Annotated in this window: 24 protein-coding genes; 14 read left to right on the plus strand and 10 right to left on the minus strand. The window is 70.9% G+C overall.

Annotation, left to right across the window (positions count from 1 at the left end; genetic code table 11):
* Positions 1–25: 25 nt before the first annotated feature.
* On the minus strand, positions 26–805 hold the full coding sequence (locus tag AC02VZ_RS05780; protein WP_432054887.1) for a cyclase family protein: 780 nt from the start codon (positions 803–805) through the stop codon (positions 26–28).
* Between the two features lie 164 nt (positions 806–969).
* On the opposite strand from AC02VZ_RS05780, the gene dnmZ reads away from it, so the two are divergent.
* The 3 genes from dnmZ to AC02VZ_RS05795 are packed head-to-tail and all read left to right on the plus strand — an operon-like array spanning position 970 to position 3,812.
* Positions 970–2,187 (plus strand): amino sugar nitrososynthase DnmZ, encoded by a 1,218-nt coding sequence (gene dnmZ / locus AC02VZ_RS05785; RefSeq protein WP_432054886.1) that lies wholly within the window; start codon positions 970–972, stop codon positions 2,185–2,187.
* 46 nt (positions 2,188–2,233) lie between these two features.
* Positions 2,234–2,860, plus strand: coding sequence for a dTDP-4-dehydrorhamnose 3,5-epimerase family protein (locus AC02VZ_RS05790; protein ID WP_432054885.1), 627 nt, complete (start codon positions 2,234–2,236; stop codon positions 2,858–2,860).
* A 7-nt stretch (positions 2,861–2,867) separates the two neighbouring features.
* On the plus strand, positions 2,868–3,812 hold the full coding sequence (locus AC02VZ_RS05795; protein ID WP_432054884.1) for an NAD-dependent epimerase/dehydratase family protein: 945 nt from the start codon (positions 2,868–2,870) through the stop codon (positions 3,810–3,812).
* A 1-nt stretch (position 3,813) separates the two neighbouring features.
* On the opposite strand, the gene AC02VZ_RS05800 is transcribed toward AC02VZ_RS05795, so the two are convergent.
* From AC02VZ_RS05800 to AC02VZ_RS05825, 6 genes are all read right to left on the minus strand, one after another.
* Positions 3,814–4,926, minus strand: a complete 1,113-nt coding sequence (locus AC02VZ_RS05800) for a DegT/DnrJ/EryC1/StrS family aminotransferase (RefSeq protein ID WP_432054883.1) — start codon at positions 4,924–4,926, stop codon at positions 3,814–3,816.
* Between the two features lie 22 nt (positions 4,927–4,948).
* Positions 4,949–5,632 carry an AfsR/SARP family transcriptional regulator gene (locus tag AC02VZ_RS05805; RefSeq protein WP_432054882.1) on the minus strand — a complete coding sequence of 228 codons (684 nt, stop codon included), beginning with the start codon at positions 5,630–5,632 and terminating at the stop codon, positions 4,949–4,951.
* 418 nt (positions 5,633–6,050) lie between these two features.
* Entirely contained in the window at positions 6,051–7,319 is a 1,269-nt protein-coding gene (locus tag AC02VZ_RS05810; RefSeq protein ID WP_432054881.1) for a cytochrome P450, read from the minus strand.
* Complete coding sequence (locus AC02VZ_RS05815) at positions 7,316–8,143, minus strand: VOC family protein (protein ID WP_432054880.1); 828 nt, start codon at positions 8,141–8,143, stop codon at positions 7,316–7,318. Before AC02VZ_RS05815 ends, AC02VZ_RS05810 begins: the two co-directional genes overlap by 4 nt.
* Positions 8,144–8,226: 83 nt before the next feature.
* Positions 8,227–9,090: an SDR family NAD(P)-dependent oxidoreductase gene (locus AC02VZ_RS05820; protein WP_432054879.1), complete on the minus strand. Its 864-nt coding sequence runs from the start codon at positions 9,088–9,090 to the stop codon at positions 8,227–8,229.
* Positions 9,087–9,341 carry an acyl carrier protein gene (locus tag AC02VZ_RS05825; RefSeq protein ID WP_432054878.1) on the minus strand — a complete coding sequence of 85 codons (255 nt, stop codon included), beginning with the start codon at positions 9,339–9,341 and terminating at the stop codon, positions 9,087–9,089. The genes AC02VZ_RS05820 and AC02VZ_RS05825 overlap by 4 nt, the downstream gene beginning before the upstream one ends.
* 227 nt (positions 9,342–9,568) lie before the next feature.
* Here AC02VZ_RS05825 and AC02VZ_RS05830 point away from each other — a divergent pair, with 227 nt between their 5' ends.
* From AC02VZ_RS05830 to AC02VZ_RS05845, 4 genes are read left to right on the plus strand one after another with little or no spacing between them, the layout of a single operon-like run.
* Positions 9,569–10,024: a nuclear transport factor 2 family protein gene (locus tag AC02VZ_RS05830; protein WP_432054877.1), complete on the plus strand. Its 456-nt coding sequence runs from the start codon at positions 9,569–9,571 to the stop codon at positions 10,022–10,024.
* Between the two features lie 2 nt (positions 10,025–10,026).
* Entirely contained in the window at positions 10,027–11,592 is a 1,566-nt protein-coding gene (locus AC02VZ_RS05835) for an NDP-hexose 2,3-dehydratase family protein (RefSeq protein WP_432054876.1), read from the plus strand.
* A gap of 6 nt (positions 11,593–11,598) precedes the next feature.
* Complete coding sequence (locus AC02VZ_RS05840) at positions 11,599–12,930, plus strand: activator-dependent family glycosyltransferase (RefSeq protein WP_432054875.1); 1,332 nt, start codon at positions 11,599–11,601, stop codon at positions 12,928–12,930.
* A 9-nt stretch (positions 12,931–12,939) separates the two neighbouring features.
* On the plus strand, positions 12,940–13,695 hold the full coding sequence (locus AC02VZ_RS05845; RefSeq protein WP_432054874.1) for an SDR family NAD(P)-dependent oxidoreductase: 756 nt from the start codon (positions 12,940–12,942) through the stop codon (positions 13,693–13,695).
* Between the two features lie 135 nt (positions 13,696–13,830).
* Here the strand turns inward: AC02VZ_RS05845 and AC02VZ_RS05850 are convergent, their stop codons facing one another.
* Together AC02VZ_RS05850 and AC02VZ_RS05855 are read right to left on the minus strand one after the other, a co-directional pair.
* Entirely contained in the window at positions 13,831–14,778 is a 948-nt protein-coding gene (locus tag AC02VZ_RS05850; protein WP_432054873.1) for an aromatase/cyclase, read from the minus strand.
* Between the two features lie 29 nt (positions 14,779–14,807).
* On the minus strand, positions 14,808–15,593 hold the full coding sequence (locus tag AC02VZ_RS05855; protein ID WP_432054872.1) for an SDR family NAD(P)-dependent oxidoreductase: 786 nt from the start codon (positions 15,591–15,593) through the stop codon (positions 14,808–14,810).
* Positions 15,594–15,782: 189 nt separating this feature from the next.
* On the opposite strand from AC02VZ_RS05855, the gene AC02VZ_RS05860 reads away from it, so the two are divergent.
* The 5 genes from AC02VZ_RS05860 to AC02VZ_RS05880 all read left to right on the plus strand — a co-directional run bounded on the left by AC02VZ_RS05860 (position 15,783) and on the right by AC02VZ_RS05880 (position 20,790).
* Entirely contained in the window at positions 15,783–16,166 is a 384-nt protein-coding gene (locus tag AC02VZ_RS05860) for an antibiotic biosynthesis monooxygenase family protein (protein WP_432054871.1), read from the plus strand.
* Positions 16,163–17,422 (plus strand): beta-ketoacyl-[acyl-carrier-protein] synthase family protein, encoded by a 1,260-nt coding sequence (locus AC02VZ_RS05865; protein WP_476474705.1) that lies wholly within the window; start codon positions 16,163–16,165, stop codon positions 17,420–17,422. Before AC02VZ_RS05860 ends, AC02VZ_RS05865 begins: the two co-directional genes overlap by 4 nt.
* 86 nt (positions 17,423–17,508) lie before the next feature.
* Positions 17,509–18,705 carry a ketosynthase chain-length factor gene (locus AC02VZ_RS05870; RefSeq protein ID WP_476474706.1) on the plus strand — a complete coding sequence of 399 codons (1,197 nt, stop codon included), beginning with the start codon at positions 17,509–17,511 and terminating at the stop codon, positions 18,703–18,705.
* On the plus strand, positions 18,702–19,763 hold the full coding sequence (locus AC02VZ_RS05875) for a ketoacyl-ACP synthase III family protein (protein ID WP_432054868.1): 1,062 nt from the start codon (positions 18,702–18,704) through the stop codon (positions 19,761–19,763). The genes AC02VZ_RS05870 and AC02VZ_RS05875 overlap by 4 nt, the downstream gene beginning before the upstream one ends.
* 10 nt (positions 19,764–19,773) lie before the next feature.
* Positions 19,774–20,790, plus strand: a complete 1,017-nt coding sequence (locus tag AC02VZ_RS05880) for an acyltransferase domain-containing protein (RefSeq protein ID WP_432054867.1) — start codon at positions 19,774–19,776, stop codon at positions 20,788–20,790.
* Here AC02VZ_RS05880 and AC02VZ_RS05885 read toward each other — a convergent pair.
* Positions 20,768–21,628, minus strand: coding sequence for a class I SAM-dependent methyltransferase (locus tag AC02VZ_RS05885; RefSeq protein WP_432054866.1), 861 nt, complete (start codon positions 21,626–21,628; stop codon positions 20,768–20,770). The genes AC02VZ_RS05880 and AC02VZ_RS05885 overlap by 23 nt on opposite strands.
* A 189-nt stretch (positions 21,629–21,817) precedes the next feature.
* Between AC02VZ_RS05885 and AC02VZ_RS05890 the strand changes: the two genes are divergently transcribed.
* Together AC02VZ_RS05890 and AC02VZ_RS05895 are read left to right on the plus strand one after the other, a co-directional pair.
* Positions 21,818–22,255 (plus strand): ester cyclase, encoded by a 438-nt coding sequence (locus AC02VZ_RS05890; protein WP_432054865.1) that lies wholly within the window; start codon positions 21,818–21,820, stop codon positions 22,253–22,255.
* A 44-nt stretch (positions 22,256–22,299) separates the two neighbouring features.
* Positions 22,300–23,370, plus strand: coding sequence for a methyltransferase (locus AC02VZ_RS05895; protein WP_476474707.1), 1,071 nt, complete (start codon positions 22,300–22,302; stop codon positions 23,368–23,370).
* Positions 23,371–23,389 lie beyond the last annotated feature (19 nt).

A 23,389-nucleotide genomic window follows, 5' to 3' on the forward strand; every position in this document is an offset into this window, starting at 1 on the left:
GCTCCGGGGCCACCGCCCGGAACGTTCATTCGTCGACGAAGGCGACCGCGCGGGTCCAGCCGGCCCCCGCGCCGGTGATCTTCACGGGGAAACAAGCGACCTGGAAGCCGTCGCACCCCGGCAGCGCGGCCAGGTTCCCCAGCCGCTCGATCTGGCAGTACTCCCGGTGGCGGCCGGTGACATGAACCGGCCAGAGCACCGACCGGTCACCTGTCTCCCGGTACCGCCGGATGACGGCGCCGAACGGCGCGTCCAGGCTGAACGCGTCGGTCCCGATGACCCGCACGCCGTGGTCGAGCAGCAGGTTGACGGCGGGGCCGTCCAGACCGGTGAAGTCGGTGAAGTACTGCTCGCTCCCGGCACGCTCGGCGGCACCGGTGCGGAGCAGGACGATGGTGCCCGGCTCCGGCACCCGGCCGATGCGGGCCAGTTCCTTCTCCAGGTCCCCGGCGCCGGCCGTCGGTCCCTCGCAACCGGTGAGGTCGAGGAGCAGCCCTGGCCCGTAGAACCAGTCGAGCGGTAGCTCGTCGATGTTCCGCGGCCTGCCGTCGCCGTAGTGCGTCCGTGAGCCGTAGTGGGAGGGAGCGTCGATGTGCGTGCCGGTGTGGGACGTGAGCGTGAGCCGGTCCAGCGACAGGAACTCGCCGTCGGGCAGCTCGTCGGGGTCGAACGCGACACCGAAGTGACGCCGCATCTCCTCGCTCATGTGGACGGCGCCCTCCCGAGGGCTGAGCACCTCGTGCCGTACCTCGTCGGGCTCCCACCCCGACGCGTCCACCGCGCTGGAGATGTCGATGATCCGCATGGTCGTCGCCTCCGCTCCTCTCGGCCCACCACAGCACACCGGCCATTGCTCGAACGGTGGCGGAACACGGGTGGACCACGTGCCCGGGACCTTCGCTCCAGTGACGCTCGAAGGCCGATCGGCAACCTGCTCCCAGGAGTTGTCCGCGATCCGTACGAGGAGTCATGACGAAGCCATCTGTGCACGATCACCCCGGCGTCCTGGCTGACAACGGCCTCCGGGACCCCAAAACGCCGGCCGGGCGACGGCTGCTCGACCTTCTGGAGCGTTACCTGCCGACCCTGGAGGCGGAGAGCCGCACCAACGACCGCGAAGCCGCTCTGCCGGTCCACCTTTTCGACCGGATGCGCAAGGAAGGCGTACTGGGGGCCACCGTCCCGGAGGACCTCGGGGGGCTCGGCGTTCACTCGTTGCACGACGTCGCACTGGCTCTGGCCAGGATCGCCGGCCGGGACGCGGGCGTGGCGCTGGCTCTGCACATGCAGTTCAGTCGGGGCCTGACCCTGGACTTCGAGTGGCGGCACGGGGCACCGTCGACGCGACCGCTCGCGGAGGACCTGCTCCGGCAGATGGGTGCGGGCGAGGCGGTGATCTGCGGAGCGGTGAAGGACGTGCGCGGCACCACCGTACTGACCCGTGCGACGGACGGGTCCTACCGCTTGAACGGCCGCAAGACGCTGGTCAGCATGGCCGGCATCGCCACTCACTACGTGGTGTCGACCCGACTGGAGGAAGAGGGCTCCCCGGTCCGGCTGGCCGCACCTGTCGTCGCGCGCACCACCCCGGGCCTGAGCGTACTGGACAACTGGGACGGAATGGGCATGCGGTCGTCGGGCAGTGTGGACATCGTCTTCGACAACTGTCCCGTGGACCGGGACCGGGTACTGCCACGCGGCGAGCCGGGCGTCCGCGACGACGCTGCGCTCGCCGGCCAGACGGTCAGCTCGATCGCCATGTTGGGCATCTACGTCGGCATCGCCGAGGCTGCTCGCACCATCGCCCTCACCGAACTGCGCAGGCGCGGCGGGGCGCCGGCCGGGGTACGGACCACCGTGGCGGAGATGGACGCCCGCCTGTTCGCGCTGCACACGGCGGTGGCGAGCGCGCTGACCACCGCCGACCGGCTCGCCAACGACCTGAGCGGCGACCTCGCCGCCCGCGGCCGAGCCATGATGACGCCCTTCCAGTACGCCAAGTTGCTGGTCAACCGGCACTCGGTGGGAGTGGTGGACGACTGCCTGATGCTCGTGGGCGGGGCAGGATACAGCAACTCCCACCCGCTGGCTCGCTTGTACCGCGACGTCCGGGCAGGCGGATTCATGCATCCTTACAACTTCACGGACGGCGTCGACTACCTGAGCGAAGTGGCGTTGGGCCGATGAGCAGCGAGCGATGGGGGACCGGGAACCCTGGAGCCGGAGGACGCGGATGAAGGCGCGGGAGCTGGCGGTGCGCGGGGCGTACACGTTCGAGCCGGAGGTGTTTCCTGACGAGCGGGGGCTGTTCGTCTCACCGTTCCGGGAGGATGCGTTCACGGCCGCGGTCGGCCACCCGCTCTTCCCGGTGAGGCAGTCGAATCACAGCCGGTCCCGGCGTGGGGTGGTGCGGGGCGTGCACTACACCGTGACGCCGCCGGGCTCGGCCAAGTACGTGTACTGCGCTCGTGGCAGGTCGCTGGACATTGTCGTCGACGTGCGGGTCGGCTCCCCGACGTACGGCCGGTGGGACGCCGTCGAGCTGGAGCCGTGTGCGTTCCGTGCGGTGTACTTCCCGGTCGGGGTGGGACACGCCTTCGTGGCCCTGGAGGACGACACCGTCATGTCCTACATGCTGTCCGGGGAGTACGTGCAGGCCAACGAACTCGCCGTGTCCGTGCTGGACCAGGCCCTCGGACTGCCCGTGCCGGACGATCTGGAGCCCGTACTGTCCGGACGGGACCGGGCCGCGCCGCTCCTGGAACAGGCACGGGCCGACGGGACCCTTCCGGACTACGCCGTGTGCCGCGCGGTCGAGGCGAAGCTGTGGCCGTCGGCCGGACCACGCGGAGACGGGTGAGGCAGACATGCGGGTCGTGGTTCTGGGGGCGACGGGCAGCGTCGGCCGGCAGGTGTGCGCTGCGTACCAGGCGCACGGGTGGGACGTGCACGGGGTGGCCCGCCGCCCGGCGCCGTTTCTGAGCGGGTGCGGGTTCACGGCGCTGGACCTCGCGGCCGCTGCGCCCGGGCGGATCGCCACGGTGTTGGGCGATCCCCCGACGGACGTCGTGGTCAACGCCGCGGGCGGCTGGGGCGACACTGAGGAGGAGATGACGTACTCGCATCTGCGCCTGGTGCGGCGCCTGGTGGATGCGCTCGCGCTGCTCCCGTTCCGGACCCGGCTGGTCCATCTGGGGTCGGTGCACGAATACGGTCCCGTACCGGCCGGTACCTTGTTGCGGGAGGACCTGCTGCCGGAGCCGATCACGCCGTACGCGCGGGTCAAACTGGAGACTTCGTCGGCCGTCCTGACCGCAGCGCGGGCCGGTGTCCTGGACGCGGTGGTGCTGCGCGCGGCGAACATGTCGGGCCCACATCCGCCGCAGGAGAGTTTTCTGGCCGCCTTGATGACCCGTGTCGGCACAGCCCTCGCGCAGGGCGGGCGGCTGGAGTTGAGCGTCGCGGACGCACGACGCGACTTCGTCGACGTGCGGGACGTCGCGCAGGCGGTGGTGCGTGCCGGGCAGGCTGCGGCGGTCGGCGGGCTGGTCGTCAACATCGGGCGCGGGGACGCCGTGCCGATCGGTGATCTGGTCGGCTGGCTGCTGGAGGCCGCCGCTTTTCCGGAGGACCGGGTGGACCGCCGGACGGCACCGGTGCGGAGCAAGGGCGGCGACTGGACCCGGCTCGACATCGGGCGGGCCCGGCGGTTGCTGCCCTGGGCGCCGCGCATCGGCCTGCGGGACTCCGTCCACAGCATGTGGCGGACCGCGCACGGCGCCCCGGCCCAGGGGGTGTCCGACAGCCCCTAGCTCACAGGCTTCCGACGACCTCCCGCACCGCGTCGATCACCTTCTCCTGAGCGTCGGGACGCAGCGAGGGATACATCGGCAGGGAGAAGATCTCGCCGGCCAGCCGTTCGGTCACCGGCAGGTCGCCGGAGCCGTAGCCGAGGTGGGCGAATCCGCTCATGGTGTGGACGGGCCAGGGGTAGCTGATGTTGAGATGTATGTCGTAGGCGGTGAGCGCCTCCAGGATGCGGTCACGTTCGGGGTGACGTACCACATACACGTAATAGACGTGGTCGTTCCCCTCGGCGGTCGTGGGCAGCACCAGACCGTCGAGGTCACCGAGTCCCTCCTCGTAGCGTCGGGCGACGGCTCGGCGGCCCTCGACATACGTTTCGAGGCGGCGCAGTTTCCGGCGCAGGATCTCGGCCTGCACTTCGTCGAGCCTGCTGTTGTGGCCGGGGGTCTCCACGACGTAGTAGCGCTCCTCCATGCCGTAGTAGCGCAACCGTCGCAGCCGCCGGTCGACTTCCTCGTCCGGCGTGACGACGGCACCGCCGTCACCGTAGGCGCCGAGGACCTTGGTCGGGTAGAAGGAGAAAGCCGCCGCATGACCCTGAGTGCCGACCAACTGTCCGTGGCGGCGGGCACCGTGGGCCTGGGCGCAGTCCTCCAGCACCTTCAGATCATGTTCGGCGGCGAGCTCGAGCACGGGCGTCATGTCCACGCTTTGTCCGTAGAGATGGACGGGCAGCAGACACCGGGTGCGCGGTCCGATCACCGACCGGAGCCGGCCGGTGTCCATGAGCTGGCTGTCCTCGTGCACGTCGACGAAGACGGGGGTGGCGCCCACGGCGTCGATGGCCACCACAGTGGGGGCCGCGGTGTTGGAGACCGTCACGACCTCATCGCCCTGGCCGACGCCGAGCGCCCGCAGGCCGAGGACCAGTGCGTTCGTGCCGTTGTCGACGCCGGTGCAGTAGGGCACTCCGTGAAAGGCGGCGAACTCCTCCTCGAAAGAGCGCACGCTGGTCCCGAGGATGAGCTGGCCGGACTCGAATACGGTTTCCACCGCATCGAGAATGTCGGCGCGTTCTTCCCTGTATTCATCGAGGTATTGCCAGACGTGGGTGGACACGTGACTCCTTGTCGGGGCGCGGTCAGGCAAGTGCGGCGGACACGGCTGCCGGGACGTCCGGACCGATTCGGTCGATTCCGGGGTCGGCCCGCAGTATGGCGTGCTGCAGGTGCTGGAGACGGGCGGACGGTTCCACCCCCAGCTCGTTCACCAATGTCCTGCGGAGTTTGATGAAGGCCTCGAGTGCCTGGCTCGTCCGCCCCGAGCGATGGAGCGCGATCATGAACTGTGCCCACAGGTTCTCGTGCATGGGGTGGCGGGCGGTGAGCGCCGACAGCTCGGGCAGCAGGCCCGCGTGCCGACCCAGCCTCAGGTCGGTCTCCATCCGGGCCTCCAGGACGCCGAGCCGACTCTCCTCCAGACGCGCCACCTCCATGCCGATCCGCATGCCGGCGTGCACGTCCACCAGCGCGTCTCCGCGCCACAGGTCGAGGGCCTGGCGGAAGTGTGCGGAGGCCGGTTCCAGCTCCCCGCGCTCGCACGCCCGCTTGCCCTCCTCGGCGAGACGCTCGAAGGCGTATACGTCGGTGTGGGTGGGGTCCACGTCGAGCAGGTAGCCGCCGTAGCAGGTGCGCAGCATGTCCTTGGCGGGTCCGTTGTGACTTGCGCCGAGGGCCACGGTGATGCCCCGGCGCACTTGAAGGATGTAGGTCTGAAGAGTGGTCAGCGCGCTTGCCGGAGGCTGGGTTCCCCAGAGCTCCTCCATCAGCGCGGGGACCGGAACGACGGTTCCTGCCTGAAGAGCGAGCAGTGAGAATACCTGCCGGGGTTTTCTGGCTATCGGGGTCACCGACGTGCCATTGTGATGTGCAACGAGCGGGCCCAACATATTGATCTGCATTGCCGGTGCTCCCTCTGTGGCGTTCCATTCGCGTCAACAGGTGGCATACTTCCGGCGGCCGTAGGGTGTCTCGGGCGGCCCCGTGTGCTCACTCCATCCTCGCAAGTGAATGTCCGCCATGAAAGTGTGCATGGCACTTGCTGGGATTATTTCGTCACGTCTCGATGTGAGAAAGTCACAGGGGGAGCGAGCGTCGGGAGAGGACCGCACCGGGCGACCGGCACGGGACCGCCCACCGCGCGATGGGCGGTGGGCGGTCCCGTGCCGGGTCGCGGTCGGCCCATCAACGCAGCCAGACGGGCAGGTCAGTGAGCCGCGCTGTCTGGGCCCCCTTCCTGCACCACCGCAACTCCTCGTACGGCACGGCCAGTCGGGCTTGGGGGAACCTGCTGCGCAGTACGCCGATCATCGTGCGCGATTCCAGCTGGGCGAGCTGCTCCCCGATGCAGTAGTGCGGCCCGTCGCCGAAGGTGAGCCGCCGCCTCGAAGGGCGGTCCGGGTGGAAAGCGTGCGGGGCGTCGTGATGGCGGCCGTCGGTGTTGGTGCCCTCGATGTCCACCAGTACCGGCGCTCCGCGGGGCAGCCGGACACCGCGGATGACCACCTCCGTGGCAGCGAACCTCCACAACGTGTAGGGCACCGGCGGGTGGTGGCGCAGCGCCTCCTCCACGAACCGGGAGATGGCGTCCCCGTCGGCGTCCGCCGCGAGACGGCCCGCCAGGACCTCCGCAAGCAGGAAGCCCAGGAACGAGCCGGTGGTGTCGTGGCCGGCGAAGATGAGTCCGGTGATCATGTAGACGAGCTGGTCGTCGGAGACCGAGCCGAACTCTGCCTGTGCGCGTTCATAGAGCACGCGGGTCATGGTCCGGGTGTCTTTCCGCCGGGCCGCGTGCACGGCTTCGAGGAGAAGGCTCTCCAGCGCCGACGTGTCCGGCACGTCCCCGGCAGGGTCCGTGCCGTCACCGCCGGCGCTCTGCGGGCCGCCGAGGCCGAGTGCCTTGAGCACGCCGACGGCCTCGCGGGCCATTGCCGGATCGGTGACCGGCACGCCGAGCAGTTCGCAGATGACCAACAGCGGGAAGTGGTACGCGAAGCCGCCGATCAGCTCGGCCGGTTCGCCCGACCGGTCGGAGGAGCCGGCGAGTTCGGTGAGCAGCCGGTCGGCGATGGCGGCGATGCGATCCGTCCGCTCGGCCAGCCGGCGCGGGTTGAACGCCGGTGCGTGGATGCGGCGCAGACGCCGGTGGTCCTCACCGTCCACGGCGATGAGCGTGAACGGACGCAGCTCCGGAACGGGGATGTCGAGACCGTCGTCCACCCCCCGCCAGGCGGTGGGCGCGAGATCGGGGTCCTTCACGAACCGGGGATCGGCCAGCACCTCGCGGGCGAGGGCGTCATCGGTGATGACCCAGGCGGGTCCGCCCGCGGGGGCGTTCACCTCGACGACGGGGCCCGCCTCTCGGAATGCGTCGTGCACCTCGGGTTTGCGCTGCATGGTCATCATGGGACACGAGAACGGGTCGACGGCCACCCGCGGCGCCTCGCCGCTCATGAGGCACCGTCCGCCGCCGCGGGGTACGCCTCCCGCAGTTCGACCACCGAGAAGCCGGCCCCGTGCGGGTCGAGCAGGTCCGCCCGCCGCCCCCTGGGGGTGTCGACGGGCTCGTTCTCGACGGAGCCGCCGAGTTCGACGGCCCGCCGGACCGTCGCGTCGCAGTCGTGCACGGAGAACAGCACGGCCCAGTGGGGCCGTACCGCGCCGGTCGTGCCCAGTTCCCGGGTGCCGGCGACCGGTGTGTCATGGATGTGCCAAACCGGGTCGGTGACGCCCTTGCGTCCGGTGTCGGCCGGAGCCAGGCCGAGGGTCGCACGGTAGAAGCCACGGGCGGTCCCGATGTCGTCGGTCACCAGTTCCACCCAGCCGACCGAGCCGGGCACGCCCGTCACCTCCGCGCCCTCCATGACGCCCTTGCGCCACACCGCGAACGCGGCCCCCGATGGGTCGGCGAAGACCGCCATCCGGCCGAGACCGAGGACGTCCATCGGGGTCATGATGACGTCGCCACCCGCCGTCTCGACCCGTTTGGTCAGTGCGTCGGCGTCGTTGGTGGCGAAGTACACGGTCCAGATGGCCGGCATGCCGTGCTGGTCGTTGCCGGGCCCGTACGGACGGTGGTAGGGCGTGTCGATCTGATGGCGGGCGACCGCGGCGACCAGCTTCCCGTCGGAGCTGAACGTCGTGTATCCCCCGGCACCCGGGTCGCTGACCACGGTCGCGGTCCAGCCGAAGAGGCCGGTGTAGAAGTCGGCCGAGGCGGCGACATCGGGCGACCCGAGGTCGAACCATGCGGGGGCGCCGGGCGCGAACCTGGTCACGAATCGTTCCTTTCGACGGATCGGCACACGAGCGTCTGCGCTCGCGGATGAGACGGGCATGCGGGCGGGGAGGCCCGCCGCGGTCAGCGCGCGGTGTCGCCGACGGCGGCCGCGCTGGCCTCCCAGAGCTTGGCCGCGAGGCCGGCGTCGGCGGTCGGGCCGCTCACCGGGGACAGCCGCCGGTCGCTGTAGTAGCCGCCCGTGGTCAACTCCTCGGCCGGCGCGGCCGCCAGCCACACGAGAGTGTCGGCGCCCTTGGCCGCGGACCGCAGGAAGGGGTTGAACCGGAAGTAGGTCGAGGCGACTGTGCCCCGCCCGATGCGGGTGCGGACCTCGCCGGGGTGGTAGCTGACCGTCAGCACGTCCGGCCAGCGCCGGGCGGCCTCCGTGGCGGTCATGATGTTGGCCTGTTTGGACGTGCCGTACGCCTGGCCCGCGCTGTAGCGGTGACGGTCGCCGTTGAGATCGTCCGGGTCGATCCGGCCCTGGGTGTACGCGTCGGACGAGGTGAGGATCAACCGCCCGCCCGCGAGCCGCTCCCGCAGCAGCCGTGCCAGCAGGAAGCCCGCGAGATGATTGACCTGGAGGGTGGCCTCGAACCCGTCCTGGGTCGTGGTGCGCGACCAGAACATGCCGCCGGCGTTGCCGGCCATGACATCGATGCGCATGTACCGGTCCCGCAGCCGCTCTCCCAGCTCGCGTACCTGGCGCAGCTCGGCGAAGTCCGCGCGGAAGGCGTCCGGGGCCGGGCCGGCGGTCCGGGCCACCTCGTTCGTGACGGTCCGAAGACGCTCGGGGTCCCGGCCGACGAGCACGACGCGGGCCCCCTGGCGGGCGATCGCGAGGGCCGCCGCCCGGCCGATGCCGGACGTGGCCCCGGTGATCAGCACCGTCCGGCCCGACAGGCCGCCGTGTGGTGTCCCGTGGCGCGGGGTGGGGGCCGTCATACCGCGGCTCGCAGCCTCTCGTTGACGAAAATCAGCATGCTGTGAGGCGTCCTGATCTCCGCCAGTTCCTCCTCGGGCAGCTTCACGCCATAGGTCCGCTCGATGTGGTTGACCGTTTCCAGGACGGCCAGGGAGTCGAGCCCGAGATCCTCGAAGGTCACGGTGTCGGCGTCCGCCAGGTCGGGGACCTCGTCCTCTCCCAGGCTCTGCCGCATGATCTCCCGCAGTTCCGCCAGGCTGAGCTCAGCCATCCCTGCTCCTCCGCACCGGTTGCTGCACGACATGTACGGCCCGGTCAGGACCGCGGCGACCACCCTCGGTTCCGCAGGTCCAGTCGCACTGGAGCGGTGGTGGACCGGCGATTGTCCGTTCTGCCTCGAGACGCGCGGAACAGGTTGGGCACGGCCCGGCCGGCAGGCGCACGCGATCAAACCGGGACCGGGCCACCCGAGGCCATCACACGACCCTAGGGGCAACCATGGACGCGCTTCCGGCGGACGACGCGCCGACGACAGAGTCGGCGGATTCTGCGGACCCCGGCATCTACCTCCAGGTACAGCGGTTCTACGCCCGTCAGATGCAACTCCTGGACGACGGCAGGGCCGAGGACTGGGCGCGCACGTTCGTGCACGACGGTGTCTTCGCGGTGGGCGGCGAGGCCGTACGCGGGGTCGCGGACATCGCGCGTGCGGCACGGCGGACCACGGACCGGTTCGCCGCCGAGGGGATTACCCGGCGGCACTGGATCGGCATGCTCACCGTCGACGGCAAGCCCGACGAGGTCACGGCCCGGAGCTACGCGGTGGTGCTGGAGACGCCGCCCGACGGTGACCCGGTGTTCCGGCGCAGCACGGTGTGCACGGACATCCTGGTGCGAGAAGCGGGCGAGTGGCGCGTCAGGCACCGCACCGTCACCCGGGACGGGCTGGATTGACCATGCGTGCTCTCCCGGCCCTTTCCGTGCGCCGGCACAGTGCTGCCGCGACGACCGTCCAGATCGCCCGCTCCGTCCTCGCCCGGGACGGCCTGGGCAGCGGCATGGACCGGTTCTGGGCGTGGTACGCCGAGCGCTCGGCGCGGGTGGTGCACCGCACCGAGCGGATTCCGCTGGATGCCCTCAAGGGGTGGAGTCGCCACCCGGTCACCGGGACCATCTCCCATCACACCGGAAGGTTCTTCAGCATCGAGGGACTGGACGTGCACATCCCGGGCGCCCCGGTGCCACGCTGGTCCCAGCCGATCGTGAACCAGCCCGAAGTGGGCATCCTGGGCTTCCTGGTGAAGGAACGCGGCGGGATCCTCCACTGCCTCGTCCAGGCCAAGTTCGAGCCGGGCAACCCCGGCGGACTTCAGCTCTCCCCCACGGTCCAGGCCACACGGAGCAACTACACGCGGGTGCACGGCGGCAAGACCATCCCGTACCTGGAGCACTTCCGCGACACCTCCGGACGGCAGGTGGTCGCCGATGTGCTCCAGTCGGAACAGGGCTCCTGGTTCTACCGCAAACGCAACCGCAACATGATCGTCCAGGTGTTCGACGAGGTCCCGCTGCGCGAGGACTTCCACTGGCTCACGCTGGGTCAGCTGCACCGGCTGCTGGGGGTCGAGAACCTCGTGAACATGGACGCCAGGACGGTGCTGGCCTGCCTGCCGTTCGCGAGCGAGGGAGCGCACCCGCTGGCCGACGCGGAGCCCGCCGGAGCTGACGGCCCCGGGGGCGGCCACCCCGTGGTCCCCGCTCGGCCCGACGGCGGCGGGTCTCCGGTGGACGCCGGTTTCCACCACTCCCTCGTGCGATCGTGCGCGGCGGCCGAGGGCAGCCTGCACAGCACGGTGGACATCGTCAGCTGGATCGCCGACCTGCGCAGCCGGACCGATGTGGTCACCCGCCCGACAGGGCTGAACTCGCTGCCGCACTGGTACGAGCGGGACGGCGTGATCGCCCACGAGAGCGGGCGCTTCCTGGAGGTGATGGCCGTGGATGTGACGGCCGCCTCGCGAGAGGTGCCCGGTTGGAGTCAGCCGATGATCGAACCCAAGGACCGAGGGGTCGCGGCCTTCCTGGTCCGGCGGATCGACGGGGTTCTCCACGCCCTGGCGCACGCGCGTGTGGAGCCCGGCTACGTCGACGTGGTGGAGATCGCGCCGACCGTGCAGTGCACCCCCGGCAGTCTGCACGCCCTGCCGGCCGGAGCCAGGCCCCGCTTCCTCGACGCCGTCCTGGAGGCGCCCCCCGAGCGCGTGCGCTACGCGACCGACCTCGCGGAGGAGGGAGGACGCTTCCACCACGCGGTGAACACTTACATGATCGTCGAAGCCGACGATGACATCCCGGACGGTGGTGAGTTCCGGTGGCTGACGCTCCACCAACTCGTCGAGCTGCTGCGTCACTCCCACTACGTCAACGTCCAGGCCCGCACCCTGGTCGCCTGCCTGCACAGCCTGTCCGTGGGCACGCCCGTCACCCGCTCGGCCGTGCCGTCCGCCCCGCCTCGGAGGTGAGTTCCCGTGCGCGTCCTGTTCGCCACCATGGCCGCGCGGTCCCACGTCTACGCCCAGGTCACCTTGGCGTCGGCACTGCGGACCGCGGGGCACGAGGTGCTCGTGGCCAGCCAGCCCGACGTCCTCGACGACATCGTCCGGGCCGGTCTCACCGCCGTGCGGATCGGAGAAGACCTCAACATCGAGGAGGAGACCCGGGAGGCCAACGCCAGCTTTGAGGACGACCGCAACCTCGGCGGCCTCGCTATGAGCAACACCCGTGACGATCCCTTACCGTGGGACCACGCCCTCGGCATGTTCACCGCGATGACCGCCATGGTCTTCCAGAACGTGTGCCCCGAACCCATGGTCGACGACCTCGTCGGCCTCGCCCGCGACTGGCGGCCGGACCTCGTGGTCTGGGATCCGCTGACCCTGGCCGGGCCGGTGGCAGCCCGGCTCAGCGGCGCGGCGCACGCCCGGCTGCTGTTCGGCCCGGATCAGATGGGCCGGAACAGGACGGCGTTCCGCGCCCTGCTCGACCGGCAACCGCCCGAGCTGCGTGACGACCCGCTGGCCGAGTGGCTCACCTGGACGCTGGAGCGGTGCGGCGGCAGCGCCTGGGACATGAGCGAGGAACTGGTGCTCGGGCAGTGGACGATCGACCCCACACCACCGTCCATGCGCATTCCCCTGGACCTGCCCTGCGTGCCGGTGCGCTACGTGCCGTACAACGGGCCCTCCCTGCTTCCCGACTGGCTGCGCGAGCCGCCCCGCCACCCGCGGCGCCTGTGCCTGACGCTCGGTGTGTCCCTCGGCGAGGCGACGGGCGCCGGTACGGTCGCCGCCTCCGACGTCCTGGCAGCCGTGGACGGCCTGGACGTGGAGGTCGTCGCCACCCTGTCGCGGGAACTGCGCGAGGAACTCGGCACCCTGCCGGCGAACGTACGGGCGGTGGACTTCGTCCCGTTGAACGCCCTGCTGCCGTCCTGCTCGGGCATCATCCATCACGGCGGGTCCGGCACGTTCATGACGGCCCTGGCGCACGCGACGCCGCAGCTGATCGTGCCCGACATGATGTGGGACGCCATGGAGAAGGCACACGGCCTGGCCCGCAGCGGTGCGGGCGGTTACGTGGACGCGAAGGACGTCTCGCCCGAACTGCTGCGTGAGCGCGTCCTCGACCTGTTCGACGATCCGTCCTATGCCGTCGGGGCACGCCGCGTGCGCGCCGAGATCGTCGGAACGCCGAGCCCGAACGACATCGTGCCCGTGCTGGAACGGCTGACCGCCGAGCACCAGGCCGGCGGGCCGGAGCGGAGCCCGGCGCTCAAGTCGCCTTCCACCGGCGGTGCCTAGCCTCGCCGTATGGAGAACACACAGCGATCCGTGATCGTGACCGGCGGCGGCTCCGGCATCGGACGAGCCGTCGCCCGCGCTTTCGCCGCCCGGGGCGACCGCGTCCTCGTCGTGGGTAGGACCGCCGGTCCGCTGGCCGAGACGGTCGACGGGCACAAGGACGCGCACACGCTGGCCGTGGACATCACCGACCCCGCAGCGCCGCAGGCCGTCGTCCGGGAGGTGCGCGAGCGGCTCGGCGGCGTGGTCGACGTGCTCGTGAACAATGCCGCCACTGCCGTCTTCGGGCACCTGGGGGAGCTGGACCGCACCGCGGTGGAGGCGCAGGTGGCCACGAACCTCGTGGCCCCCGTGCTGCTGACCCAAGCACTGCTCGACCCCCTGGAGACCGCCTCCGGGCTGGTCGTGAACATCGGTTCGGCGGGCGCGCTGGGCCGGCGGGCCTGGCCGGGGAACGCCGTGTACGGAGCGGCCAAGGCCGGGCTGGACCTGCTGACGCGGTCCTGGGCCGTGGAACTCGGCCCCCGCGGAATTCGCGTGATCGGGGTCGCCCCGGGAGTGATCGAGACGGGCGCGGGAGTCCGGGCCGGGATGTCCCAGGAGGCGTACGACGGGTTCCTGGAAGCCATGGGACAACGCGTCCCGCTCGGCCGGGTGGGCCGGCCCGAGGACGTCGCGTGGTGGGTGGTGCGGCTCGCCGATCCCGAAGCCGCGTACGCCAGCGGTGCCGTGCTCGCCGTGGACGGGGGGCTGTCGGTGACCTGAGAGGCCCGGTCGGACCTGCACAGGTCGCCCTCGCTCGCCGGAGGGCGACCTGCGGGGTGGTGTCCTGCCGGGGACACGGAGGCCCCCGCCCGAGGGGGTCGGGACGGGGGTTCCGTACGGGTCGGGACGCTCGTCTCAGGCGCTGGACTCGGCGTACCGTCTGGCCGCTTCCAGGGTCAGCAGACTGTTGCGGCCCAGGGCCCGGCGGACGAAGTCCACGGCGTCCGTCTCATTCGCCCCCGCACCTAGGATGCCGGGGATCGCCGAGCGGGCCACGGACACGGTGTGGGCCGACGTGACGGCGATCCCGTCCCCGTCGCCGGCGGGACGGACCGACCAGCGGCCGAGATGGAGCGCCAGCAGCGGCGGCGTGCGCAGTTGCTTGTAGACGATGAGGCGGCGTTCGGGGAAGCACACGCGCACCGACGCGGTGGTGTGTACCGAGCCGTCCGCGGTGAGGGTGTCCATCTCCATGTGCTGCAGGCCCGGTTCCTCCTCCTTGACCGCGATCCGCGCGACGTGGGAGAGCCGCTTCTCCCAGAGGTCGCTGCGATGGAGGAAGCGGTAGATGTCCTCGGCACTGCCACGGACGACGACGGTGTCCTCGAAGGTCGTCGGAGCGGTGCCGTCGGGTCCTTCCAGCGCGGTGCGCAGCGACGCCAGTTCCGCTTCGCTGTTGCGGTCCACGGCCCGATGGATCCAGCCGATCGTCTCCGGGTCGTCGTCCACGGCCCGGAAGTCGTGCGTCAGCCGCACGCGGGTGCCGCCGTCACCGGCTTCCTCGACGATCCATTCGCCGCCCATGGCTGCGACGGGGTGGGCGGACGTCTCCTGCCGGAAACGGATGCGCCGGACCCGCTCGTCGAGCTCGCGCCGCGACGTCCAGGTACGAAGCGAGCCGTTGGCAGTGGCCCAGATGCGGATGCGTTCGCTGGAGTCCGCGCACTCCAACTGTTCGACGTGGACACTGGGCGGGAACACGGCGGGCCAGGACCGCACGTCGGCCAGCACGGCGAACACGGCGTCCGGCGCGGCCGAGGTATGGATCTCGTGCTCGGTCTGCTGAAGCGGCGACTCGGACATCTGCCCTCCTGAGCTCGGGTCGTGGACGGTCAGTAACTGCCGAGGCCACCACAGACATTGATGGCCTGGGCCGTGATCGAGTCGGCGCTGTCGGAGACCAGGTAGTGCACCATTCCGGCCACCTCGTCGGACGTCGAGTAGCGTCCGAGCGGGATCTTCGCCCGGAACTTCTCCAGGACGTCGTCCTCGGTGATCCCCCAGAAGGCGGCGTATCGCTGCCGCACGCCTTGGGCCATGGGCGTCTCGACGTACCCCGGGCAGACGGCGTTGACCGTGATGCCCGTCCTGGCCAGCTCCAGTGCAACAGCCTTCGTGAAGCCGATCAGGCCGCTCTTGGAGGCGGAGTAGGGAGCGCCGAGGGCCACTCCCTGCTTGCCGCCGGTAGAGGCGATGTTGATGATCCGGCCCCAGCCGTGCTCCTGCATGCCGCCGCCGGTGAGGACGGCGCGGGTGACCCGGAAGGCCCCGCCGAGGTTGGTGTCGACGACATCGGACCACAGGTCGTCCGTGATCTGGGCGGTCACTCCTCCACCACCGCGGCCGGCGTTGTTGACGACGATGTCGATCGGCCCGAAGCGGTTCCGGGCCGTTCGGACCAGCCGGTCGACGTCGTCGGTGCTCCGCACGTCGCAGGACGTGCCCTCCACCTCCAGTCCCGATGCCTGAAGTTCCTTCACGGTGCCGGTGACGGCGCTCTCGTCACGAGCGCACAGGAACACCCGGGTCCCGTCCAGGGCGAGCTTGCGCGCCACCGCGAGACCGATGCCGCTGGTTCCCCCGGTGACAAGTGCGACCCGGTCGGCTGCGTCGGACATGATCCTCCCTTCGACGGAGGGCCCACCCTCACACCTCGCGCTCGAGCCGCGCTTGACGACCCGGCTTCCAGAGGAGGTCGAGCGGCGCCGCAGAACCTCGGAGTCCGGCGTGACCGCACCTGCGGACGCGGCCGCACCGTCGCACCGACGTCCACCCCACACCTGGACCAACGGACCCGTGGAGCAGCGATGCCTCTGCCAGAACCGAACGACGCCGGCTCCGGGTCGGTGACCTTCGTCAACCGATTCACCCTGAGCGGATCAGCCGAGGACTTCGAGGCGGCGTTCGCCGAAACGGCCGAGTTCCTGTGTCGCCGACCCGGCTTCCGCTGGCACGTCCTGCTGGCGCCGACCGGCTCCGGCTCGGCCGACGTCCGCCCGCAGTACGTGAACATCGCGGTCTGGGACGACGAGGCCTCCTTCCGTGCCGCTGTGGCGCACCCGCAGTTCCCGGCCCACGCGGCCGTCCTGCGGGCGCTGAGCACCAGCGAACCGACCCTGTACCGGTCCCGTCAGATCCGTGTCGCGCCGGGCGCCCCGGCCATGAGCAGGCCCGAAGGGCGGACGACGTGAACCGACGGGTCGTCATCACCGGGATGGGTGTGGTGGCCCCGGGAGCCATCGGCATCAAGTCGTTCTGGGAGCTGCTGCTGTCCGGGACCACCGCCACCCGGGCCATCACCACGTTCGACGCCACGCCCTTCCGTTCCCGGATCGCCGCCGAGTGCGACTTCGATCCGGTCGCGGCAGGGCTGTCCGCGGAGCAGGCCCGGCGCCTCGACCGGGCCGGGCAGTTCGCGCTGGTCGCCGGTCAGGAGGCGCTCACTGACAGCGGGCTGCGCATCGGGGAGGACTCCGCCCACCGGGTCGGGGTGTGCGTGGGTACCGCTGTCGGCTGCACGCAGAAACTGGAGTCCGAGTACGTGGCTCTCAGCGCGGGCGGTGCGAACTGGGTCGTGGACCCCCACCGGGGGGCGCCCGAGCTGTACGACTACTTCGTGCCGAGTTCCCTCGCCGCCGAAGTGGCTTGGCTCGCCGGGGCGGAAGGGCCCGTGAACATCGTCTCGGCCGGGTGCACCTCGGGGATCGACTCCATCGGGTACGCCTGCGAACTCATCCGCGAGGGGACGGTGGACGTCATGCTCGCGGGAGGCGTGGACGCCCCCATCGCACCGATCACGGTGGCCTGCTTCGACGCCATCAGGGCGACCTCCGACCACAACGACACACCCGAGACCGCCTCGCGCCCCTTCAGCCGCAGCCGCAACGGCTTCGTGCTGGGCGAGGGTGGTGCGATCGTGGTTCTGGAAGAGGCAGAGGCGGCCGTGCGCAGGGGCGCGCGAATCTACGCCGAGATCGGCGGGTACGCCTCACGCGGCAACGCATACCACATGACGGGGCTGCGCGCAGACGGCGCCGAGATGGCTGCGGCGATTACCGCGGCCCTCGACGAAGCCCGCCGCGCCCCCTCGGACGTGGACTATGTCAACGCCCACGGAACAGCGACGCAGCAGAACGACCGGCACGAAACCTCCGCGTTCAAGCGCTCGCTGGGGGATCACGCATACCGGGTTCCCATCAGCTCCGTGAAGTCGATGATCGGTCACTCCCTGGGGGCCGCCGGCTCGCTCGAAGTGGCGGCGACCGCACTGGCGGTGGAGTACGGGGCGATCCCGCCGACCGCGAATCTGCACGACCCGGATCCCGAACTCGACCTGGACTACGTGCCGTTGACGGCGCGAGAAAAGCGGGTGCGGCATGCGCTGACGGTGGGCAGCGGCTTCGGCGGCTTCCAGAGCGCCATGCTGTTGAGCCGTCCCGAGAGGTGAGCGCCATGACACGTCCAGCTGAAGGGGCCGCATCCTCGCGGATCCGCGCATCATCCTCGGGCCGGCGGTGCCTCAAGGGCCGCGCGGTGGTGACGGGTCTCGGGATCGTCGCCCCCAACGGGCTCGGTGTGGGCGCGTACTGGGACGCCGTCCTGAACGGCCGCAACGGCATCGGACCGCTGAGGCGGTTCGCCGACGACGGTCGCCTGGGGCGGCTGGCCGGTGAGGTGAGCGACTTCGTCCCCGAGGACCATCTGCCGAAGCGGCTGCTGGTGCAGACAGATCCGATGACCCAGTACGCGCTGGCCGCCGCCGAGTGGGCCCTGCGGGAGGCCGGCTGCTCGCCGTCGTCGCCGCTGGAGGCGGGGGTGATCACGGCCAGCGCTTCCGGCGGCTTCGCGTTCGGCCAGCGGGAATTGCAGAACCTGTGGAGCAAGGGGCCGGCCCACGTCAGCGCCTACATGTCGTTCGCCTGGTTCTACGCCGTCAACACCGGGCAGATCGCCATCCGCCACGACCTGCGTGGTCCGGTCGGAGTGGTGGTGGCCGAGCAGGCGGGCGGCCTTGACGCCCTCGCCCACGCCCGCCGCAAGGTCCGGGGCGGAGCCGAGCTGATCGTCTCGGGCGCCATGGACTCGTCATTGTGCCCGTACGGTATGGCGGCCCAGGTGAGGTCCGGTCGGCTGAGCGGCTCGGACGACCCGACGGCCGGGTATCTGCCGTTCGACCGGCGAGCGGCCGGACACGTGCCCGGTGAGGGGGGCGCGATCCTCGCCGTCGAGGACGCGGAGCGCGTCGCCGAACGGGGCGGGAAGGTGTACGGGTCGATCGCCGGGTACGGCGCGAGCTTCGACCCGCCCCCCGGCTCCGGCCGCCCCTCCGCCCTCGCCCGTGCCGTCGAGACGGCGCTGGCCGACGCGGGGCTGGACCGCTCCGACATAGCCGTGGTGTTCGCCGACGGCGCGGCCGTCGGCGAACTGGACGTGGCCGAGGCGGAGGCCCTGGCGGCGGTCTTCGGACCGCGCCGGGTGCCGGTGACCGTCCCCAAGACGCTCACCGGCCGACTGTACTCGGGCGCCGGGCCGCTGGACGTGGCCACCGCACTGCTGGCGCTGCGGGACGAGGTGGTCCCGGCGACCGCCCACGTCCACCCGGACCCCGATCTGCCGCTGGACGTGGTGACCGGGCGGCCCCGGGCGATGGCCGACGCCAGGGCGGCTCTCGTCGTCGCCCGGGGCCACGGGGGTTTCAATAGCGCTCTGGTCGTCCGGAGGGCGGCGTGAGCACGCTGCCGGGAGCACCTGGGGACCTCTACGTGGCCGGTTGCGGTGTCTGGCTGCCCCCGCCGGTGACCACGGATCAGGCCCTGGCCGCCGGTCACTGCGACCGCAGGCTCGCCTCCTCGACGCGGATGCTGTCGGTGGCGGTCGCCGACAAGGAGACACCGGCGGAGATGGCGGCCTCGGCGGCCCGGACCGCTGTGGACCGCTCCGGCGTCCCCCCGGCCCGCATCGTCCTCGTCCTGCACGCCAGCCTGTACTTCCAGGGGCACCATCTGTGGGCTCCCGCCTCCTACGTCCAGCGGGTGGCCCTCGGGAACCGTTGCCCCGCCATGGAGGTGCGGCAGGTGTCCAACGGCGGCATGGCCGCCCTGGAGCTCGCCCGCGCGTACCTGCTCGCCGCCCCGGACCGGACGGCCGCTCTCGTCACGACGGGCGACCGGATGAGTCCGCCGGGCTTCGACCGCTGGAACAGCGACCCCGGCACGGTGTACGCCGACGGCGGCACCGCCCTCGTACTGTCCCGGCAGGGAGGCTTCGCCCGGCTGCGTAGCCTGGTGACGGTCTCCGAACCGGTGCTGGAGGGCATGCACCGGGGCGGACACCCGTTCGGCCCGCCGTCCGCGGAGGAGCAGCGGACCGTCGACCTGGACGCGCACAAGCGGGCGTACGTGGCCGAGGCGGGAGGCTCGTTCAGCGTCGCGCGGGTCTCGGCGGGCCAGGAGGAGGCTCTGGCCGGCGCGCTGAAGGCCGCCGGGGTCGGACTCGACGACATCAGCCGGGTCGTGCTGCCGCACATGGGCTGGCGCAGGCTGAGCGCCGCCTACTTCGGAAAGTGGCCGGTTCCGCCCGAGCGGACCACGTGGGAGTTCGGGCGACGGACCGGCCATCTGGGCGGCGGCGACCCGATCGCCGGGTTCGACCACCTCGTGGGCTCCGGCCGCCTCGCCCCGGGGGAATTGTGTCTGCTGGTCAGCGTCGGTGCCGGCTTTAGCTGGTCGTGCGCCGTCGTGGAGTTGCTGGAACGCCCGTCGTGGGCGGCCGCCCCGGCCGCCCGGTGAGGAGACCGTCATGGACGTGCCCGCGATTCTCCTGATGTTCCCGGGGCAGGGGTCCCAGCACGCGCGGATGGCAGCCGGGCTGTACGGATCCGAACCGGTCTTCACCGCTGCCATGGACGAGGTCCTCGCCGCGTACGATGCCGCCGGCGACTGTGAGGGCCAGCGGCTGCGTGCCGACTGGCTGAGCGACCGTCCAGCCGTGCCGCTGGACCACGTCACCCGGTCCCAGCCGCTGTTGTTCGCGGTGGACTACGCCCTCGGCAGGATGGTACTGGCCACGACGGGCCGGCCGTGGGCCCTGCTCGGGCACAGTGTCGGCGAGATGGCGGGGGCCGCGCTCGCCGGGGTGTTCACGCTGCGCGACGCGGCCTGCCTCCTGCTGGACCGGGTGCGACGGCTGGCCCAGGCACCGCCCGGGGGGATGCTGGCGGTCGCCGCGGGCGAGGACGTGCTGGGCCCGTATCTCGTGGAGGGGGAGGTGGCGGTCGCGGCCGTCAACTCGCCCCGCCAGACCATCCTCGCCGGCCCCGTCGCACCGCTCGCCGCGGTCGCCCGGGCACTGCGGGAGGCGGGGCTCACATGCCGTGAGGTGCCCTCGCTGACCGCATTCCACAGTCCGGTGCTGGCCCCGTACACGACGGGGGCGGCCGAGCGGTTCGCATCGACGCGCGTGGCGGCGCCGTCCATCCCTCTCCGCTCCGGGTACCGGCCGGGCGCGGTGACCGGGCGACTGGCCGCCGACCCGTCCTACTGGGCCGGACATCCCGTGGAGACGGTCCGCTTCTGGCCGGCACTGGACGCGATGCTCCGCTCCCGCACGGGCGTCGTCTGCCTGGAGACCGGGCCGGGGCAGGGGCTCAGCACCGTCGCCCGCCGCCATCCGACGGTGCGGTCGGGGAGGAACGCGGTGGTGTCGCTGCTGCCGCCGCGGGCCGGCACCGCCGAGATGGACCGGACGTCCGTGGCGGCGGCGCTGACCGCAGTGCGCGAGCGGGGCGCTGTGCTCAGTGGGCGACCCGGGCGGTGACGAAGCGGACAGGCACGTCGATGGCGAGGGCCCCGGTGGCGTCGCTCAGCTTGTCGAGTCCCTCGACGAGCCGTGCGCGCAGTTCCGTTCGCTGCGGCTGCGGGAGGTTCTGCCACAGCAGACGCATGCCCTGGGTGTGGGACCAGTCCACCCACGTCTCGCTGGACGGGGCCGTCATCCGCACCGGCTCGTCGATGACGGAGACCGAGGCGTAACCGCAGCCTTCAAGGGTACGGACAAGATCCTCGGCTCGCTCCAGCCAGCTGTTGAACCGCCGGACCAGCGCCTCGGGCCGCCACTGCTCGGGGAGGTGCTCCAGCAATGCCTGGGGGATGAGCGGGGTGAACTCCGGCGGCAGGAACGGGAACGTGCCGGCACGGAAGACCGGGCTGGTGAACGCGATCCTGCCGCCGTGGTCCAGGATGTCGGCGTAGCGCGCGAGGGCGCCCACGGCATCCGGCAGGAAAATGACGCTGTAGCTCCCCATGACCAGGTCGAAGGAACGCGCCGGAAATCCGGGTGTCTCCGCATCCATCACCATGAGGCTGATATTCCGCAGACCGCGTTCGGTGGCTTCCTTGCGAGCTTCCTCGATCATTCCGGGAGCGATGTCGATACCGTGGACGCACCCCTGGGAGCCGACCTTTTCCGCAGCCGGGAAAAGGCATGCGCCGCGCCCGCAGCCGATGTCGAGCACTCGTTCACCCGTGACCGGCTCCGAGATGTCCACCAGGCGGCGACCCATGGGCGTGAAGAATTCCACCCCCAGTCGATCATAAGTGGACGACGACTGGTCGAAGGCCTGAGTCACCTGTTTCTTGTAGGACGAATCCTGCACCTTCGGCTCCTGCCTCTGCGATGTGGGCTCTTCCCTGATCACCAGTGTTCGACCTGCACTTGAAGGGCGGTGGAGTGCCGTTCGAGGTGCCCCGGAAGCACTTGTACGCCGTCCCTGGAAGAAACAACAATCGCTGACGCGGTCACCGCTGGTGCCGCCGTTTCCGATACGGCTTTCGGGAGGGAAACCATGAGCCCGCAGATCGATCTGGTCCGCCGCATGGTGGAGGCGTACAACACGGGAAAAACCGATGATGTCGCGGAGTTCATTCATCACGAGTACCTGAACCCCGGCGCGCTGGAGCACAACCCGGAGCTGCGAGGCCCGGAGGCGTTCGCAGCTGCCGTCACGTGGCTTAAGTACGCCTTCTCCGAGGAGGCGCACCTGGAGGAGATCGGGTACGAGGAGAACGGCCCGTGGGTCCGCGCGAAGCTCGCCCTCTACGGGCGGCACGTCGGCAACCTCGTCGGCATGCCGGCAACGGGGCGCCGGTTCTCCGGTGAGCAGATCCACCTCATCCGCATCGTCGACGGCAAGATCCGTGATCACCGCGACTGGCCCGACTATCTCGGCACCTACCGCCAGCTCGGCGAGCCCTGGCCCACTCCCGAGGGCTGGCGACCCTGACCCCCACCGCCCCGCCGACGCCACGACAGGAGCACGGACACACCATGACAGCCGAACCGACGGTCGCGGCCCGGCCGCAGCAGATCGACGCCCTCAGGACCCTGATCCGCCTCGGAAGCCTGCACACGCCCATGGTCGTCCGGACGGCTGCCACCCTGCGGCTCGTCGACCACATCCTGGCGGGGGCCCGCACCGTGGAAGCCCTGGCGGCCAGAACCGACACGCGGCCGGAAGCACTCCTGCGACTGATCCGCCACCTGGTGGCGATCGGCCTGCTCGAGGAGGACGCACCGGGCGAGTTCGCCCCGACCGAGGTCGGCAAGCTGCTCGCCGACGACCACCCGGCCGCTCAGCGTGCCTGGCACGACCTGACGCAGGCCGTGGCGCGTGCCGACATCTCCTTCACCCGCCTCCCCGAAGCCATCCGTAGCGGCCGCCCCACGTACGAGTCCGTCTACGGCAAGCCGTTCTACGAAGATCTGGCCGGCCGCCCCGACCTGCGCGCGTCCTTCGACTCGCTGCTCGCCTGCGACCAGGACGTCGCCTTCGACGCTCCGGCCGCCGCTCACGACTGGACGAACGTCCGGCACGTGCTCGACGTGGGGGGTGGCAAGGGGGGGTTCGCCGCGGCCATCGCGCGCCGGGCCCCACATGTGTCGGCCACCGTGCTGGAGATGGCGGGCACCGTGGACACCGCCCGCTCCTACCTGAGGGACGCGGGCCTCTCGGACCGTGTCGACGTCGTCGAAGGGGACTTCTTCGAGCCGCTGCCCCGCAGGGCGGACGCGATCATCCTCTCCTTCGTCCTCCTCAACTGGCCGGATCACGATGCTGTCCGAATCCTTACCCGCTGTGCCGAGGCCCTGGAGCCCGGCGGGCGGATCCTGATCCACGAGCGCGACGACCTCCACGAGAACTCGTTCAACGAACAGTTCACCGAGCTCGATCTGCGGATGCTGGTCTTCCTCGGCGGTGCCCTGCGCACCCGCGAGAAGTGGGACGGCCTGGCCGCGTCGGCGGGCCTCGTGGTCGAGGAGGTACGGCAACTGCCTTCGCCGACCATCCCGTACGACCTCTCGCTCCTCGTCCTCGCCCCCGCGTCCACCGGCGCTTGACACACGAGGTACGGGAAGG

The sequence above is a fragment of the Streptomyces sp. 3-6 genome (assembly GCF_056323165.1).